The organism is Serratia sp. YC16, from assembly GCF_009707615.1.
GTDB lineage: Bacteria > Pseudomonadota > Gammaproteobacteria > Enterobacterales > Enterobacteriaceae > Serratia > Serratia surfactantfaciens.
Genome location: NZ_WLYN01000001.1, coordinates 556,424 through 574,143, shown reverse-complemented (window position 1 = coordinate 574,143; position 17,720 = coordinate 556,424). Strand labels below are relative to the sequence as shown.

Genomic DNA, 17,720 nt, shown 5'->3' with positions numbered 1-17,720 from the left:
ATATTGATCACGGATGTGACCCATGAATAAACATTGCTATCGCCTTATTTTCAGTCGCACTCACGGGGAACTGCGGGTGGTTTCCGAACTGGCCCGCAGCTGCAGCACCGAATCGGGGCAAAGCCGCAGTGCGTGCGCCCCCCGCCTGTGGGTGACGGTGCGGCGCTCAGTGTGGATGCTGGGGCTGACCTTGTTCGCCGGTCCGACGATGGCTGACGGCATTGTGGCGGACGGTGCCGCCAATCCTTCCCTGCGGCCGGAGGTTATCGCTACGCAAAATGGGCTGTCGCAGGTCAATATCACGGCCCCCAATCAGGCCGGGATATCGCATAACCAATATCAACAGTTCGATGTTGACGCCAAAGGCGCCATCCTCAATAACTCGGCGGTGATGACATCGACCCAGATGGCAGGGATGATCCAGGGCAACCCGAACCTCACCCCCAACGCCGCGCCGGCCAGAGTAATCCTCAACGAAGTCAACAGCAATAACCCCAGCCAACTGCGCGGCTTTTTGGAAGTGGCCGGCGGCAAGGCGCAGGTGATCGTGGCTAACCCGGCGGGGATCGTGTGCAACGGTTGCGGTACGATCAACGCCGGGCGCATGACGCTGACGACCGGCAAACCGCAGATGAACGCCGACGGCAGCATGGCAGGTTATCAGATCGAACGCGGCGTGGTGCGCGTTGAGGGCGGCGGCCTCAACGGCGATGCCCGTCACGATACCGAATATGTAGACATTATGGCACGCGCGGTCGAGATCAACGCCGGCGTTTGGGCCAAAGAGAGCGTGTCGGTGGTGGGCGGCCGCAACCGGGTGAGCGCAGACGGCAAAACGGTGACGACGCTGGCGGATGACGGCGGCGCCAGACCGGCGCTGGCAATAGACATGGGCCAGATGGGGGGCATGTACAGCGGCAGCATTCGCATGATCGGCACCGAGGCTGGCGTCGGCGTGCGCAACCAGAATGGGCAAGTGCAGGCAGGCAAAACGCTCACCGTCAGCAGCGAAGGCAAGCTCAGCTGGCGGTCTGATGCGCCGGATGCCGCCACGCAGTCCGGCGGCGACACCAAACTGGCGGCGAAAGGCGACATCGAGTATCGCGGCAAATTGCACAGCGGCGGTCAGTTGGCCGTGCAGAGCCGGGAGGGGACGTTGACGCAGTCCGGCACGCTGGCGGCGGCCGGGGATGTGCGGCTTGACGCCGCGCACGGCATTCAAAGCAGCGGCCATCTGCTGGCGGGGAGTAATGCCGACAGCACGCTGGTCCATGATGCCAATCTGCAGCTTGATAGCCAGGGCGACATTCGTGCCCGCGGCAGCTTACTGAGCAAAAAGGCGGTTAACGTCAGCGGGCGCCGCGTTGATCTCAGCGGTGCGCAGGTGGCGGCGGCCCATGCCTCGCTGGCGGCCCGGCAGGGCGGCGTGGCGTTGCGCCAATCGACCGTCGATAGCGGGGAGTTTACCGTGAACACCCCGGGTGATGTGGACGCCCGGCAGGCTCAGATCAAAACCGGGCGCTGGCAGGTTGATGCCAACAATGTGTTTGGCCAGGGGGCCGTCTGGTCCCAAACCGGCGGAGGCGAAAGTCGTTTCAGCCTGGGCGGTGAGCTGAATAACAGCGACGGTACCATTGAGAGCCGCCAGCTTGATCTCAAGGCGGCGGCGTTGATCAACCAGCGCGGCCGTCTGGTGGCGCTGGGCGACGCGGCGCAGCACTGGCGGATCGGCGGCCTGCTCGACAACAGCGACGGTGAATTGGGTGGCAACGGCGATCTGCGGCTGGATGCCGGCAGGCTTGATAACCAGGGCGGTAAGGTAACAACGCCGGGTCAGTTGGTGGTTCAGACGGGCGGTGCGATCAACAACGCCGGCGGCGGCCTGTTCGCCGGCCAGGCGCTGGAGCTCGAAGCGGGCGGCGAACTGAACAACCAGTCCGGAACGGTGGACGGCAGCCGGGTGCGGCTGACGGCGCAGCATCTGAATAACGCGCAAGGCAAGCTCGTCAGCCAGCGCAATCTCGATCTGACCGCCGGCCGCGTGGGCAACCGGGGCGGCCTTATCGGCGCAGGAGAGAAACTGGATCTTCACGCCGGTGACTGGGACAACCGCGGCGGTACGGTGCAAGGTGAAACGGCCGTTACGGCAACGGCAACTACCCTCAGCAACGACGGTGGCAAGCTGCTGTCCGGCCAAGCGTTAACGCTGAACACCATGGGGCCGGCGACTAACCGCGCGGGTGAAATCAGTGGCGCGGCGCTGATGGTGAACACCGGCCGGCTCGATAATACGCAGGGCAAGGTGATTGGCCTGCAGCGGCTTGAGCTGCACGCTCGTCAGGGATTGGACAATGCCCAGGGGCTGCTGGGTGCCGGCCAGACATTGACCGTGCGCACCGATGGCGCGCTGAATAACCGCCACGGCACGATCTCGGGGCACGGGCAAACCCACATAGCGGCTGGGAGTGTGCACAACGAGGCCGGAAAGGTGCTGGGCGGGCAACAACTGGTGCTGAACAGTGCGGCAGAGTTGGTGAACCGCGAGGGCGAAATCAGCGGGGAATCGCTCACGCTGGCGGCACAGCAGGTGGATAACGGCCAGGGCAAAGTGGTGGCTCGTCAGGGGCTGGAATTGACGACGCAACGGGAACTGAACAACGCGGCCGGCTGGCTTGAGGCCGGCAACGCCCTCGTCGTGCAGGCCGGCGGTGACTGGGATAACCGCGGTGGCGGCGCACAAGGCGGTCGGCAGGTTGCTGCCTCGGTGCGCACTCTCGACAATACCGGCGGCAGCCTGCAGTCCGGCGGCGATCTCCGTTTGGATGCCGCAGGCGATGTCCGCAATCAAACCGGTAAGCTGACCGCACAGCGATCGTTGGCGGTTAATGGCGGCGCCGCCAGCCTGTTTGACAACGACGGCGGGTCGTTGCAAAGCGGCGGCGATCTGTCGCTGCAGGGGGGCCAGTTGGCCAACCGCGCTGCGGGGGTGGTCTTCAGCGAGCAAGGGCTTGTCCTGAACCTGGCCGGCGGCTGGGATAACCAAGGGGGCACGTTTACCGGCAATGGGCGCACCGAGGTACGCGCCGCCGGCCTGAACAATGCCCAGGGGGCGATCAATGCGCTGGGCAGCCTGGATATGCAATTCACCGGCGCGCTGGATAACCGCCGGGGCAGGATTTTTAGCACGTTATCCCAGGTCCTCACGGCGCAAGACATGTTCAACGCCGAGGGCTGGATGGGCAGCCAGGGCGGCTGGCACGCCGTCAGCGGCGGTTTTGACAACGCGCAAGGCAGCGTACAAAGCCAGCAGGATGCGCAGCTGTCGGCGGGCTGGCTGAACAATGCCAAAGGGGGGCTGCAGTCGGCGGCGGATTTGGTGCTGCGCGTTGCGCAGGATGTCGATAACCGTGGCGGTAAGGTCTCGGCGCAGGGGGCACTTGCTGTTATGGGGGCCAAAGACGGCGAACACGCCGGCGCCATCAATAACGCCGGTGGTCAGTGGCTGGCTGGCGAGGGGCTGAGTATCGCCGCCCGTGCACTCGACAATACGCAGGGCGGGCTGCTCTACAGCCAGAAACAACAACGCCTTGCGCTGAGCGACGCGCTGAACAACCGCGATGGGAAAATGCAAAGTGGCGAGGCGCTTCAACTCGACGCGCAAACGCTGAACAATGTCGGCGGTCAGATCGAGGGCCAGCAACAGGTGGCGCTGCGTATTCTCGGCATGTTTGATAATACCGGCGGCGCGGTGCGCAGCAATGGTGAACAGCGGGTGTCGGCGGCTGGCATTGTGAACCGTCAGGGCATATTCAGCAGCCGGAGCGGCCTTGATCTGGCCACGGCGCGGCTGGACAATACCGGCGGCACGCTCATCAGCCAGGGAACGGGCGCCTACCGCATCGGTATGCTCAACAACCAACAGGGCAAGGTGCACAGCGGTGGGGCGCTCACGCTCGACGGCGCCCAGGTGAATAATCAGGGTGGGCAGCTGGTTTCGACCCAGCGGTTGACGCTCAGAGCTGCAGAGATAGACAACAGCGCTCAAGGAGCGCTGAGCAGCCAGGCGGTGTTGGAGGTGCAGACTGAGCGCCTGAACAACCGCGACGGCGGCCTGATCCTCGGCTCTGCCCAGACCGACATCGCTGCGCGCGACATCGACAACACTGCTGGGCGGCTTCAGAGCGTCGGTTCGCTCACGCTCACGAACGTGGCCTCTCTGGACAACCGCCAGGGGCAACTCCTCGCCAACGGCGATCTTGGCATTAACGCCGGCCTGTCGCCGGCCGATTCGCCGCTGGTATTGCTTAACCAGGGCGGGCGGCTGGAGAGCGCCGGCCAACTTACCCTGCATGCGCGCACGCTGGATAATCAACGCGGCGACTTGGTGGGATTGCAGGCGCTGAACCTGTCTGCGCAGCAGGACTATACCCGCCAGGCCGGCGAAACGATCAGCAGTAACGGCACGGTGACGTTCTCCCTGAACGGCGCCTTTATCAACCTGGTGGACTGGTTGCTGCCGGGCAATCTGGTGCTCAATGCGGCCAGCATCGCCAATCCGGCATCGCTGGTGGGCAAGACGCTACAGCTGACGACCGGAACGTTGCAAAACACCGGGCGTATTGAGGCTGACAGCATGACGCTGAACGTCGATACCCTGGACAACGCCGCAGCGCTGATGGGGGACGCAATCACCGTGCGTGGGCGTGTCATCGACAACCACGGTCAGTCTGCGGTGATGGCGGCGACCCAAAGCCTGACGTTGCAGGCCGGTGAACGCCTGACCAACCGGGATGGGGCACTGATCTACAGCGCCGACCGTCTGCAGCTGCACAGTGATGACCTGATTGAAAACCGGGCGAGCTTTATCGAAGCTGACGGTGACGCCACCGTCGAGGCTCGGCGTCTTGATAACCTGCGCGAAGGGCTGGTGATTGAGCGTGACGCCGAGAAGAGCGATTACAAATGGCATCGCTACAACTACTACTGGCGCACCTATGGTTCGGCGGTCAACCCCGATAAAAGCACCATGGCGCCAACCACCCAACAGCTGAGCTTCCAGGATGACGCGGCGGCCCAGAACAATCGCTACGGCACCCTGTTGGCTATTGATGCGGCGGGCAAACGCGCGCAGGTGCGGGTCAAGGACAATAAGGGCACACTTACCGACCTGTGGGTTAACTACCTGGCGCTCAAGCCGAATGCCGACGGCAGCTATGCCATGACGTTCTACGAAACGCGTGGGGGAAATCAGCTGGCAACCATCCCGACGCCTTATCAAAACGGTTTCCATTGGGAGCATGACTGGACGCAGGTGATGACGTGGGATCCCGAGAAGCATGTCGATATTGACAGCGCGCCGTTCGTCACCGATTACAACAACTTCCGCGAACGTACCGAGACCGGCACGCTGACGCGCGACAGGCTGGTCTCCGAGGGCATCGGCGCGCGTATTCTGGCGGGCGGCAATATGGTGCTGCGCATCACCGGGCAACTGCTTAATGACGCCAGCGTCATTACCGCCAACGGCAACCTGACGCAGGACGGCGGCGGCAGCCTGGCCAACCGTGGCTACTCGGTTAACGAACGGCGCCAGGCGGTTATCGTCGACCATTATGACAAGGACACGCATCACTGGTATCCAACGTTCAACCGAGACGAGACCACGGCGCTGGCGACCGTTGACGGCGTGATCACCGGCAGTGGCACGGTCACCATCAATGGGGCTCGCATCACTAACACCACGGTCAATCAGGCGCAAATCAGCCAACTTGAAGCGGCATTAAACGCCGTGGATGCCGAACGCGCCGAACTGGAACGCAATCCGCTGGGCTTTGCGGTAGAGGGCGCTGGTATCCAGAATGGTGACATGGCGCTGGCTCCGGGCGAGCAAATGACAAGACCGGGCGCCATGCCGTCTTCGCCGCTGGGGCGTCCGCTGTTGCCGTCTGAGCTGGCGCTAACGCAGTTACAGCATCTGGGCAATGTGGCTACCGCGATCCCCAATAACGCGTTGTTCAGCCAACCTACGGCGGCCGGCAGCCCGTTCCTGGTGGTGACCGACGAACGCTTTACCCGCCGCGAGAACTTCATCAGCAGCGACTATATGCTCGAACGTGTGGGCTATGATCCTGCGCAGGTTCATAAACGCCTTGGAGACGGTTTTTACGAACAGCGGCTGGTGCGCGAGCAGGTGCTGGCGCTGACCGGCAAGCCGTCTATCAGAGGTGAAGATGCGATGGCGCAGTACCAGCAACTGATGAACAACGGGGCGAAGGTGGCGCAGGACTTCCATCTGGTGCCGGGCGTGGCTTTGACGCCGGAACAGATTGCGGCGCTGCAGCAGGATATTGTCTGGCTGGTGAGCGAGACGGTGCAAACCGCCGAAGGCCCACAAACGGTGTGGGTGCCGGAAGTGTATCTGGCGCAGACCACGTTGCGCCTGACCGGCGATGGTGCGGTGATTGGCGGCGGTAGCCTGCAGCTCTCGGCAAACAGTGTCACCAATGCCGGCAATCTGTTTGCCGATAAGGCGCTAACCGTTGATGCCGGGCAGTTCCTGCATCAGGGCGGTGATATCAAGGCCGGCAGCATTGACGTGCGGGCAGAGAGTTTGACTTTGAGCACCAACCTGCAGGAGGCGCTGCGCCAGGCGACGATGAACGCCGGCGATATTCGTCTCAGCGGCGCCGATATCACCCTCTCGGGGGCTAAACTCGATGCGACCGACACGCTCAGCCTGAGCGCGCGCAACGACCTGACCATCACCACCGCCAAAAGCAGCCATATCGCCGACCTTGAGGTTATCTCGGGGGCAATGGGCAACCGCACCCGTGGCGGCACGGAAGCGGCAGGCTCCCGGATGGCGCGCGTGAGCGGCGAATGGCAGCAAGCACAGGGGAGCGAGCTTAACGCCGGCGGCAACCTTAACCTTTCGGCCGGACGGGACGTTACGTTCGCTGGCAGCCAGGCCAAGGCCGGCGGCAGCACCCGCGTACAGGCCGGCGGCGATATCACTATCAGGGCCGAGAACACCACCAATACCACGCATCTGGCTGCCAACAGCCGTACGTCATCAGTCAGCAACGATCGCCAGGAAGAGCGCCTGACATTAAGTGCACTCGGCGGCGACCAGGGCGTCACCCTGGTGGCGGGCAACCAACTGCTGGCCGAAGGCGCGCAGGTTGACAGTAAAGAAGGGCGTATTGGCATCAGCGCGCAGGACGTGACCATTAAAGACGCGCGCAGCCGCACGCAAGATCTGGACAGCGAAAACAAACGCGAGGGCAAAACCAAAAGCCATCGCATCGAACAAACCGAGCGCGAAATCAGCACCGGCAGCACCTTCAGCGGGCGCGATGGCGTGACGGTAGTCGGGCGAGAGGGCGACGTCACTATTACCGGCAGCACCCTGCACAGCGACCAGGGTGCCATCGCCCTGCAGGCGAAAAACGATGTCACCCTCAATACGGCTACCGAGCGAGAGTCGCGCTACAGTGAGGAGCGTTCGGAGAAAAAAGGCTTCCTGAAAAAAAGCAGCAGCCACAGCGTAGCGCGCGATGCCACCACGCGTGAGAAAGGCACGCTGCTGAGCGGCGACAGCGTCAGCGTCAGCGCCGGTAATGATCTGACGGTCACCGGCTCGGCCATTGCCGCCGACCGGGACGTGAACCTGCAGGCCGGCCGTAATGTCGATATCGGTGCGGCCACCGAGACCGACACACATTACCTGCTGGAAGAGAAGAAAAAGAGCGGCCTGCTGGGTAGCGGCGGCATCGGCTTCACGATAGGCAAGCAGTCGAGCAAACACGAAATCGACGAGAAAGCCACCACCCAGAGCCAAAGCGTCAGTACCGTCGGCAGCAGCCAGGGCAGCGTCAATATCACGGCGGGCAACCAACTGCACATTGGCGGTGCCGATCTGGTGGCGGGCAAGGATCTGGCCCTGACCGGCGACAGCGTGACTATCGATCCCGGCTACGATCAACGCACGCGCAAAGAAACCTTTGAGCAGAAGCAAAGCGGCCTGAGCGTGGCGCTGTCGGGCACCGTGGGCGGTGCACTCAACACCGCCGTCAGCTCGGCGCAACAGGCAAGAAAAGAGGGCGACGGGCGTCTGAACGCACTGCAAAACACCAAGGCGGCGCTGTCCGGCGTGCAGGCGGCACAGGCCGTTGAACTCGACAAACTCAACACAGATGCGGGGAAAGGCGCCACCAACACGGTGGGCATCAGCGCCTCTTACGGCAGTCAGTCGTCGAAGAGCGAAACCCGCACCGACAGCCGCCAGTCGCAGGGCAGCACGCTTACCGCCGGGCAAAACCTGTCGATAACGGCAACCGGTAAAAGTCACAACGCACAGAGTGGCGATATCACTATCACCGGCAGCCAATTGAAGGCGGGCAAAGACCTGTCGCTCGCTGCGGCGCGGGACATTACCCTGCAGTCGGCGCAGAACAGCGAAAGCACCGTCGGCAATAACAGCAGCAAAGGCGGCAACGTTGGCGTCGGCATCGGCGCAGGCTCGGGCGGCTATGGCATCAGCGTCTCGGCCGGCGTCAATGCCGGCAAGGGGCATGAGAGCGGCAACGGCCTGACGCATGCCGAAACCACCCTGGATGCGGGCAGCCATCTCAGCCTGACCAGCGGCCGCGACACCAAATTGAAAGGCGCGCAGGCCAGCGGCGAAAAGGTTACCGTCGACGTGGGCCGCAACCTGACGCTGCAAAGTGAACAGGATAGCGACCGCTATGATGCCAAACAGCAAAACGCCAGCGCGGGCGGCAGTTTCACCTTCGGCTCGATGACCGGCTCCGCCAACGTGAGTGCCAGCAAGGACAAGCTGCACAGCAACTTCGACTCGGTAAAAGAGCAGACCGGGCTGTTTGCCGGCAAAGGCGGGTATGACGTCAAGGTCAAAGAGCATACCCAGCTCGACGGCGCGGTGATAGCCAGCACGGCAGACAAAGAGAACAACCGCCTCGATACCGGCACGCTGGGCTGGAAGGACATCCACAACCAGGCGGACTACAGCGCGACGCACAGCGGCGGCAGCTTCAGCACCGGCGGGCCGGTGGGCAAAGAGCTGTTGACCAACACGGCCGGCGGCATGCTGTCGGGCGCCAACAACAGCGGGCACGCCGAGGGCACGACAAAAGCCGGGGTCAGTGAGGGAACGCTGATAGTCCGTGACACCGACAAACAGCAGCAGGATGTGGCGCAGCTAAACCGGGATACCGAACATGCCAACGACGGCAGCATCAGCCCGATATTCAACAAGGAGAAGGAGCAGAACCGGCTGAAGCAGGCGCAGCTTATCGGCGAGATTGGCGGCCAGACGATGGACGTCATCCGCACGCAGGGCGAGATTGCCGGGCTGAAGGCACAGAAAGACCCGGCGGCGCTGGCGCAGGCCAGGGAGCAGCTTGAGAAGAGCGGCAAACCGACGAACGATGCGGCGGTGATGAAGCAGGCGTACGACAACGCGATGCGGCAATACGGTACCGGCAGCGATCTGCAGAAGGCGGCGCAGGCGGTGACGGGAGCGCTGACGGCGCTGGCGGGCAATAACCTGGCGGGCGCGCTGGCGAGCGGTACTTCGCCGTACCTGGCGACGGAAATCAAGAAACGGGTCGGTGAAGACAACATCGCCGCCAACGCAATGGCGCATGCAGTGCTGGGTGCGGTAACGGCGCAGCTGAACAACCAGTCAGCCACCGCAGGGGGACTGGGCGCGGGCGGCGGGGAACTGGCGGCGCGCTACATTGCCGGCCAGCTGTACCCGGGCAAAACGGCGCAGCAGCTGAGCGAAAGCGAGAAACAGCAGGTCAGCGCGCTGAGCCAGTTGGCTGCAGGGCTTGCAGGCGGGTTGGCGACGGGAGATACTGCGGGAGCGGTGACGGGCGGGCAGGCCGGCAAGAATGCGGTGGAGAATAACTATCTGAGCGTTCAGGAGAAGACTGTGCTTGAGTTAGCGAAGCAGAAACTCCAGAACAGCAACGACCCGGCAGAGCGTGAGCAGGCGCAGCAGAAGATCAATGAACTGCGTGAAAAGGATATTGCCAGCGACAAGAAAGTGATCGAAGCTTGCGGCAATGGTGGCGCAGGCAGTGCCGCCTGTGCGAGTGCGAGACTGGAGGTTATTGCGGCCAAAAGTGAGTACGAAACCGGGCCGTACAACTCGAAGGTGAGCCAGCAATACGCGGATGCTTACGGCCAGATAGTAAACCTGCTGAATATCACCAGTGTTGATGCGCAGAATCAGCAGCAGATCCAAGACGCAATGATCAACTTCTTTATGACAACGAAAGGAGTTGATTACGCAACAGCCAAAGATTACACCGAGTTGAAGCAGGGAGCCGATATTATTATTGCTTCGGTTACCCCGATACTTGGTGCGGCAGCGGCGAAACAACTTGGCAAAATTGTTGATGCGAATGTGAAGGTCGTTGCGAAAGGAAATGTTGATGGTAATAAATTCAGTGATACTAACCAGGGAGTAAGACCACCATCATTAGCCGATATTAATAAGCCAACGCTTATCGATGGAAGGATTCAAGCCAAAATAGAAAAGCTTGGTAAAGATATGCCTAACGGAAATATGGCAACAGCGCATGCTGAAGTAGGGGTGATCCAACAGGCTTATGAAAAGGGTATGACTCTAGGTCGTGAGATGACTATGACTGTGTCAAAAGAGCCTGTATGTGGCTTCTGCCGTGGAGATGTAGCTGCAATGGCTGAAAAGTCTGGATTGAAATCACTCACTATATATGAAGAGCAGACAGGGAAAACTCTGTACTGGCAGCCTGGAATGAAATCTCTGAAGGTGAGGGAGTAACTATGATTTTTTTATCTAGCTGGACATTGAATGGCAAAGGTGGAAATAAAAAAACTTCCCAATGGGAGGACATCGCGCTTCTGTTAAAAGGGCTTAAAGATGAGGCTGGGACATTAACGCTTGATCGGATAAACACTGATAATACAGGTCCTGAAATGTTACAAGTCAGAACTGAAAAAGGTAATTATCTACTGATGTTGGGGGAAACAACAGAAGATGACTATGAGGTACGCTCTTACTGGGATAAAAGCCTGCCAGAGGAAAAGATAGATGTCTTGGGTGATTTTTGGTCAGCAAGACAGATAACAAAAGACTTCGATCTTGTTGTCAGGATCTTTAAGGAGTTCTTTGAGACTGGCAATGTATCAACGGATCTTCTGAACTAATACACTACCCCCCGGCCTTGGCCGGGTTACTACTCTTTACTTTTTAAAAGGTGATGGGCTCTGTTTTTCACCAGAGCAATTTTAAATGGCTGTTTTTTCGGTTGTATAGCAGGCTATGCGTTCACTCTTGCCACAATAGTGTTTAATCTGACATGTGGTGATGGATGTTTATAAGATCAGACATTATTGTCACACTATGAATGATGGAACAAAAAATGGAATGTATAAAATGTAAGGTTTTAGAAGCAAACAAAGAGTCAGGATTGTGTGGTGCCTGTGAAAATGAGGAGTTAAGTAAAATTAATGGACTATTGTATCTTCCTGCTCTGGGACTTATCTTAGGTGTTATTGGTGGTGCTATTGATCTTTACAGTTTTACCATTACTGCTTTCAATTATTTCAACGAAACTGGCTTTTTATCTTATTACGCTATGGGGCATTTGCGTTTCTGATATGTGGGTTAATTGTTTCCCTTTATGCAATTTGGTTTTTTTATAGACGCAAAAAGGGAACTCGAAAAGCTATGATCGCTTATTATGCAACAGGACTAATTATTGCTCTCTATTTTACTGTATTACCGGCTGTCATTTTTGATATGCAGCAGAGTTCAGATAATATCAGATTATTAGTAAGTGGGATATTGGGGGTTGTTATATGGATACCTTATTTTATTTTTTCCAAAAGAATTACTATGGTTTTTTGTCGGTAGCAATGTCTAATTAATGACGTCGCTGTGGAGAATAACTTCCTGAAGGTGGTTGTGCTATCGCTGCCCCATGTCGTAAAAAGAGCAGAGTGAAAAACAGAAATAAAGGTGTAAAGAATCCCGGCAAGTAGGCCGGGATTCTTGCATCTAAGCCCTAAAAACCTCCACTTTCCGGCGCGGTAACCGGAGCACTCCGTTCGCAATACTGAGTTCCAGTTGTTCCGCACGGGCAATGCCGGACTCGGTGATCCAATTGCCGCCGATGATTATCTCGCTGTTTCACCGTACCCAATCTACGCCTAGATCACAAAGATGCAGGGAAAGACGCCACCAACACGGTGGGCATCAGCCTCTTGGCCGGCATCGATGCCGGCAGGGGCTTGAGAACGATAACACGGGAATATATATACAGGAAGTTATCGAAACGGTAAGAGATAACGCCTCTTGCTTATAGGTGAAATCCACGCTTAGCCTCCCCGACAACGTCTGAATTATTGGAACATCTTATATTGCAGAAGGTTGTTTTCAATCAGATGCAAGCATTAGTATTCTGAACTTTCTGTCTAGGCAGTCATCTAGGTTGATGGTAAGGTAACCTTTCCAAACATTAATATGTCACGGCCACATGGTCGGCAGGCTAAAAATATTATTTTTGTTCGACAGTTATCGAGTTGGTGAATGTATTTAATTGTTATTATTCTACGGGTGTATTGTTATTTTCAGCTATGAGTGAGTGGCGATAACAATGTTGCATCGATGATTTTTTGTCACAAGAGCCGAAAAGATAAAGCGCTACGGAAACATCGTTCAGTTTTTCTCTGCCATTGAATCGTTGGCTATTCAACTTAATGGAGTCTGTTATGCATAAGGATTTGGAAATTTCCATTTCATCAGGGCGGTTTAGAAAAATAAGAGAGTGGAACAGGAGGCGAAATTATTACTTCAAAAAGGTAAGGCTGAATGTTAAGGTTTATATTGCAAAGCTTATCTGGGATAAACGTAGAAAAAATGTGATTGATATCAAGTCTGTCAAAACCGTATTGCTGTTGCGCAATGAAGGGACAATTGGCGATGTGGTGGTTTCGACGCCATTAGTAAAATGTCTTTATGAGTATGGTTATACGGTGGATTTATTGCTCACAAAATCGAGTAGCGCAGTGGTGAAATACAACCCCTATGTCAGGAATATCTATGAGGCAGATGATTGTAATAATGAGATGTTTTTGAAACGGTTTACTCATACAGTTGCAAAATCAACAGTTAAGATGTTAAGCGGGAATAATTATGATCTGGTTGTTGATCTTTGTTTGTTTGATACCCCGGTACATAGGATGATGCTTTTTCGCGATATAAACGCAAGGTTTGTTCTTGGTTTTAATAAATGGGATTGCATTAACCACTACAGCAAATCTATTTCATTTGACAATGGTAAGGAACATGTGACGAAAGCCATTGCTTTGATTGCCCATGCCGCAGGGCTCAATCTTACAAATCGCCGTGCCTATGACTTGCATATCCCAGATGAGATAACTTTTGAAGTGAGAGAGTATTTAAGCGGTTGGAAGGATAAAATCAAGATTGTCATTAATGTTTTTACCGGGAGTCCAGAGAGAAATCTATCCAGAGAGCAACTTGTTCGGCTTATTGATATGCTTAATGAAAAATCGTCAAGTATAAGTATAATTATTCTCGATCACCGAAAGGAACTGACTGTATCTCTACCAAGTAACGTTGTTATAAATCCATTTAATTCATTGCATCATGTCATGGCTTTGATCCGGGAGGTTGACGTGATTATATCTCCGGATACGTCGATTGTACATATTTCTGCTGCATGGAATAAATCATTAGTTTGCGTTTACAAGAACGTAACAGATAATAATGACCTGTGGGCGCCAGACTATGAAAATGCAAAGCAGATTATTGTTAATAGCAGAAAAATAGCTGATGTGGATAATGTTCCGGAGCTTATATTGCATGAAATCGGCCGAAGAGGCCTGTTAGGTAAGCAAGAGATAAAATAGCTTCGGCAGTCCGTTGAGCGGTGAGGTGGGGGCAAATGCCGCCGCAAACGCAACGTCTTCTGCTGGGGGGTAACGGCCCAGACCCCTAAGCAGTGCACTGCTCAAGGGGCCGGGCTTTTATCTTGACCTCGGACTTAGCCGCGGCCGATCTCCTCTCGCAGCGCGGCGCTGACTTCGTGAGCCGTCGGTTGTTCGGAACGCAGCGCCCGGCGGATGGCGAAGAAAGCGGCGATCAGCATGGTCACCGCTACCAGCATAAAGAACCCGCACAGCGCGGCGTTGATCTGGTTGCTGAACACGATGGTCTCCATGTCCTTCAGCGACTTGGCCGGCGCAATGATCGTGCCTTGCTCGATGCCGGTTGAGAATTTCTTCGCTTGCGCCAGGAAACCGATGCTCGGTTTCTCATGGAAGATCTTCTGCCAGCCGGCGGTCATCGAGGTGACGAACAGCCAGGCGGTCGGCAGAATGGTGACCCAGGCGTAGCGCTGCTTCTTCATCTTGAACAGCACCACGGTGCCGAGGATCAGCGCCATCGATGCCAGCATCTGGTTGCCGATGCCGAACAGCGGCCACAGGGTATTGATGCCGCCGAGCGGATCGACCACCCCCTGATACACGAAGAAGCCCCAGCCGGCCACCGCCACCGTGGTGCCCGCCAGGTTGCCGAACCAGGAGCGGTTGTTGGCCAGCTGCGGCACCGCCACGCCTACCAGATCCTGCACCATAAAGCGGCAGGCGCGGGTGCCGGCGTCGACGGCGGTCAGGATGAACAGCGCTTCGAACAGAATGGCGAAGTGGTACCAGAACGCCATCATCGCCCGGCTGTTGAACACCTCGCTGATGATGTGCGCCATGCCCACTGCGAATGTCGGGGCACCGCCTGCACGCGACAGTATTGAATTTTCACCCACCTCTTTGGCGATCAGCGCCAGCGTTTCCGGCGTGACGATAAAGCCCCAGCTGTTAATCACCTGTGAAGCATTTTCCACCGTGGTGCCGATCAGCGCCGCCGGTGAGTTCATGGCGAAGTAAACGCCCGGATCCAGCACCGAGGCGCAGATCAACGCCATGATGGCGACGAAAGACTCCATCAGCATGGCGCCGTAACCGATAAAGCGAATGTGGCTTTCGCGCTCCACCAGTTTGGGCGTGGTGCCGCTGGAAACCAGCGCGTGGAAGCCGGAAATGGCGCCACAGGCGATGGTGATGAACAGGAACGGGAACAGGGCGCCGGCGAACACCGGGCCGCTGCCGTCGATAAAGCGCGAAACCGCCGGCATTTTCATCTCCGGCATGGCGAAAACGATGCCGATGGCCAGACCAATGATGACGCCGATCTTCATAAAGGTCGAAAGGTAGTCGCGCGGCGCCAGCAGCAGCCACACCGGCAGCACCGAGGCGACGAAGCCGTAGATCACCAGCACCCAGGTCAGGGTGGTGCCGTGCAGCGTGAAGAACGGCCCCCAGTAGGGATCTTGCGCCACGTTGCCGCCGTAAATGATCGCCAGCAGCATCAGCACGAAGCCGATTACCGAGATTTCCGCGATCTTACCTGGGCGAATAAAACGCATGTAGACGCCCATGAACAGCGCGATAGGGATGGTGGCGGCGATGGTGAACAGCCCCCACGGGCTGTCGGCCAGCGCCTTCACCACCACCAGCGCCAGCGCCGACAGGATGATGATCATCACCCCCAGCGCGCCGAGCATGGTGATCACCCCGGCGAACGCCCCCAGCTCCTGTTTGGCCATCTCCCCCAGCGAACGCCCGTCGCGGCGGGTGGAGATAAACAGCACCAGGAAATCCTGCACCGCGCCGGCCAGCATGACGCCGACCAGGATCCAGATGGTTCCCGGCAGGAAGCCCATCTGCGCGGCCAGAATCGGCCCCACCAGCGGCCCGGCGCCGGCGATGGCGGCGAAGTGGTGGCCGAACAGCACCCATTTGTTGGTGGGCACATAGTCCAGGCCGTCGTTGTGACGTTCGGCCGGGGTTAGACGGCGGTCATCCAGTTCAAAAACCTTGTCGGCGATGAACCGGCTGTAGAAGCGGTAGGCGATGCTGTAGCAGGCGACGGCGGCGACCACCAGCCAGACGGCGTTGACGTGTTCGCCGCGGCTGAGCGCCAGCATGGCGAAGGCGAAAGCGCCGACCAACGCCACCAGCAGCCAGATAAGTCCGGACCTGATGTTTTTCATGAAACAACTCCTTGGCGTGCAGAGGTAAAAATCGACCTTGTTATTAGGAATGACGTTTTAACAGTAGAAGTTTTGCCGCCGAACCGTGGCAGGTCGGATGAGAAATGTGAAGCAAGTGGGGTTTTGGTGGAAAAACAACGTGATGAAACCCCATTGGTGCAGGCTGTCGTCGCAATGTAGCCCGGCAGCGTTTCCTGCTGCATTTTTAATTTTTATCTGGCGGATAATATCTAAACCCATCCCTTGCGCGATCCCTTTGGCATTATTTTTCTGTATTGCCGACGCGAGGGGTACCAATAAACGTTTTGCGTGATATATCTTGGCTCGCGCTTGAGGCGCCATTCATTTATTTCACAAATAATAAAGTCAATAAAAGGAATTAATAATGATAGATAAAGTCATTGCAGGATATTTACCGCAGCTCACGGCTATTCGTCATGATATTCACCAGCACCCGGAGCTTGGCTTCGAGGAGTTTCGTACCAGCGATTTGGTGGCGGATTATCTAAGTTCGTGGGGGTATGAGGTGCACCGCGGATTGGCGGGCACCGGCGTCGTCGGTACGCTGCGAGCGGGCGCCGGTGCGAAGCGTCTCGGGCTGCGCGCCGATATGGATGCGCTGCCGATCGAAGAAAACAACGGCAAATCCTGGAGCAGCAGCGTGCCCAACCGCATGCACGGTTGCGGCCACGATGGCCATACCACCATGTTGCTCGGCGCTGCGCGTTACCTGGCGCAAACCCGCCGCTTCAACGGCACGCTGCACCTGATCTTTCAGCCGGCGGAAGAGACGCTGGGCGGCGGCGCGTTGATGGTGGAGCAAGGGTTATTCGAACGCTTTCCCTGTGACGCCATCTTCGCCATGCACAACATGCCGGGTCTGCCTGTGGGCGAGTTTTTCTTCCGTCACGGCGCCTTTATGGCTTCGACGGACCAATTCGTCGTTACCGTGCAAGGCTGCGGTGGGCACGGCGCTATGCCGCATCTGACCGTCGATCCGGTGCTCGTGACCTCGCATATCGTCGTCGCGCTGCAAAGCATCGTCTCGCGTAATACCGATCCGCTGGAGGCGGCGGTGATCACCGTCGGCAGCATTAAGGCCGGTGAGGCTGCCAATGTGATCCCGGACAGCGCGGAAATGCGGCTTAGCGTGCGATCGCTGGGGCGCGAGTGGCGAACCGAGCTGTTAACGCGCATTCCTGCGCTGATTCAGGCGCAGGCGCAAAGCTTCGGTGCCACGGCAATCGTGAATCACATCAACGGCGCTCCGGTATTGGTCAACGATGAGGCCATGACGCGCTTCGCGCATCAGGTGGCGGAACAGCAGTTTGGCGCCGCGCGCGCGCACTACGGCGCTAAGCCGCTGATGGGCAGCGAAGATTTCACCTTTATGCTCGAGGCGCAGCCGCAGGGGTGTTATCTGCTGATCGGTAATGGCGACGGTGAAGGAAGCTGTATGGTGCATAACCCGGGATACGACTTTAACGATGAATGTCTGGCGGCGGGCAGCCATTATTGGGGAGCGCTGGTGGAAGCCTATTTAAAATAAACTCAAAGAATAATAACAGG

The 17,720-nt window shown here is 57.5% G+C and carries 7 protein-coding genes; 6 read left to right on the top strand and 1 reads right to left on the bottom strand.

Features of this window, described 5'->3' with window-relative positions:
• The first annotated feature begins 22 nt into the window (after nt 1-22).
• The 5 genes from GKN89_RS02595 (at nt 23) to GKN89_RS02580 (ending at nt 13,950) form a co-directional block, all read left to right on the top strand.
• Nucleotides 23-10,834 carry a hemagglutinin repeat-containing protein gene (locus GKN89_RS02595; RefSeq protein ID WP_154746298.1) on the top strand — a complete coding sequence of 3,604 codons (10,812 nt, stop codon included), beginning with the start codon at nt 23-25 and terminating at the stop codon, nt 10,832-10,834.
• Nucleotides 10,835-10,836: 2 nt separating this feature from the next.
• Nucleotides 10,837-11,220, top strand: coding sequence for a hypothetical protein (locus tag GKN89_RS02590; RefSeq protein ID WP_154746297.1), 384 nt, complete (start codon nt 10,837-10,839; stop codon nt 11,218-11,220).
• A gap of 215 nt (nt 11,221-11,435) precedes the next feature.
• The gene (locus tag GKN89_RS24370) at nt 11,436-11,672 is read left to right on the top strand and encodes a hypothetical protein (RefSeq protein WP_230328912.1); all 237 of its coding nucleotides are present in this window, start codon (nt 11,436-11,438) and stop codon (nt 11,670-11,672) included.
• Complete coding sequence (locus GKN89_RS24365; RefSeq protein WP_370520171.1) at nt 11,639-11,929, top strand: DUF2569 domain-containing protein; 291 nt, start codon at nt 11,639-11,641, stop codon at nt 11,927-11,929. Before GKN89_RS24370 ends, GKN89_RS24365 begins: the two co-directional genes overlap by 34 nt.
• 857 nt (nt 11,930-12,786) lie before the next feature.
• Nucleotides 12,787-13,950 (top strand): glycosyltransferase family 9 protein, encoded by a 1,164-nt coding sequence (locus GKN89_RS02580; protein WP_154746296.1) that lies wholly within the window; start codon nt 12,787-12,789, stop codon nt 13,948-13,950.
• 134 nt (nt 13,951-14,084) lie between these two features.
• On the opposite strand, the gene GKN89_RS02575 is transcribed toward GKN89_RS02580, so the two are convergent.
• Nucleotides 14,085-16,151, bottom strand: coding sequence for a carbon starvation CstA family protein (locus GKN89_RS02575; protein WP_154746295.1), 2,067 nt, complete (start codon nt 16,149-16,151; stop codon nt 14,085-14,087).
• Nucleotides 16,152-16,536: 385 nt separating this feature from the next.
• Between GKN89_RS02575 and GKN89_RS02570 the strand changes: the two genes are divergently transcribed.
• Nucleotides 16,537-17,700: a M20 aminoacylase family protein gene (locus tag GKN89_RS02570; RefSeq protein ID WP_154746294.1), complete on the top strand. Its 1,164-nt coding sequence runs from the start codon at nt 16,537-16,539 to the stop codon at nt 17,698-17,700.
• Nucleotides 17,701-17,720: the final 20 nt, after the last annotated feature.

What these genes read in the sequence shown, in the direction of transcription:
- GKN89_RS02595 (WP_154746298.1), top strand. Translation starts at nt 23, where the DNA reads ATGAATAAACATTGCTATCGCCTTATTTTCAGTCGCACTCACGGGGAA.
- GKN89_RS02590 (WP_154746297.1), top strand. Translation starts at nt 10,837, where the DNA reads ATGATTTTTTTATCTAGCTGGACATTGAATGGCAAAGGTGGAAATAAA.
- GKN89_RS24370 (WP_230328912.1), top strand. Translation starts at nt 11,436, where the DNA reads ATGGAATGTATAAAATGTAAGGTTTTAGAAGCAAACAAAGAGTCAGGA.
- GKN89_RS02580 (WP_154746296.1), top strand. Translation starts at nt 12,787, where the DNA reads ATGCATAAGGATTTGGAAATTTCCATTTCATCAGGGCGGTTTAGAAAA.
- GKN89_RS02575 (WP_154746295.1), bottom strand. Translation starts at nt 16,151, where the DNA reads ATGAAAAACATCAGGTCCGGACTTATCTGGCTGCTGGTGGCGTTGGTC.
- GKN89_RS02570 (WP_154746294.1), top strand. Translation starts at nt 16,537, where the DNA reads ATGATAGATAAAGTCATTGCAGGATATTTACCGCAGCTCACGGCTATT.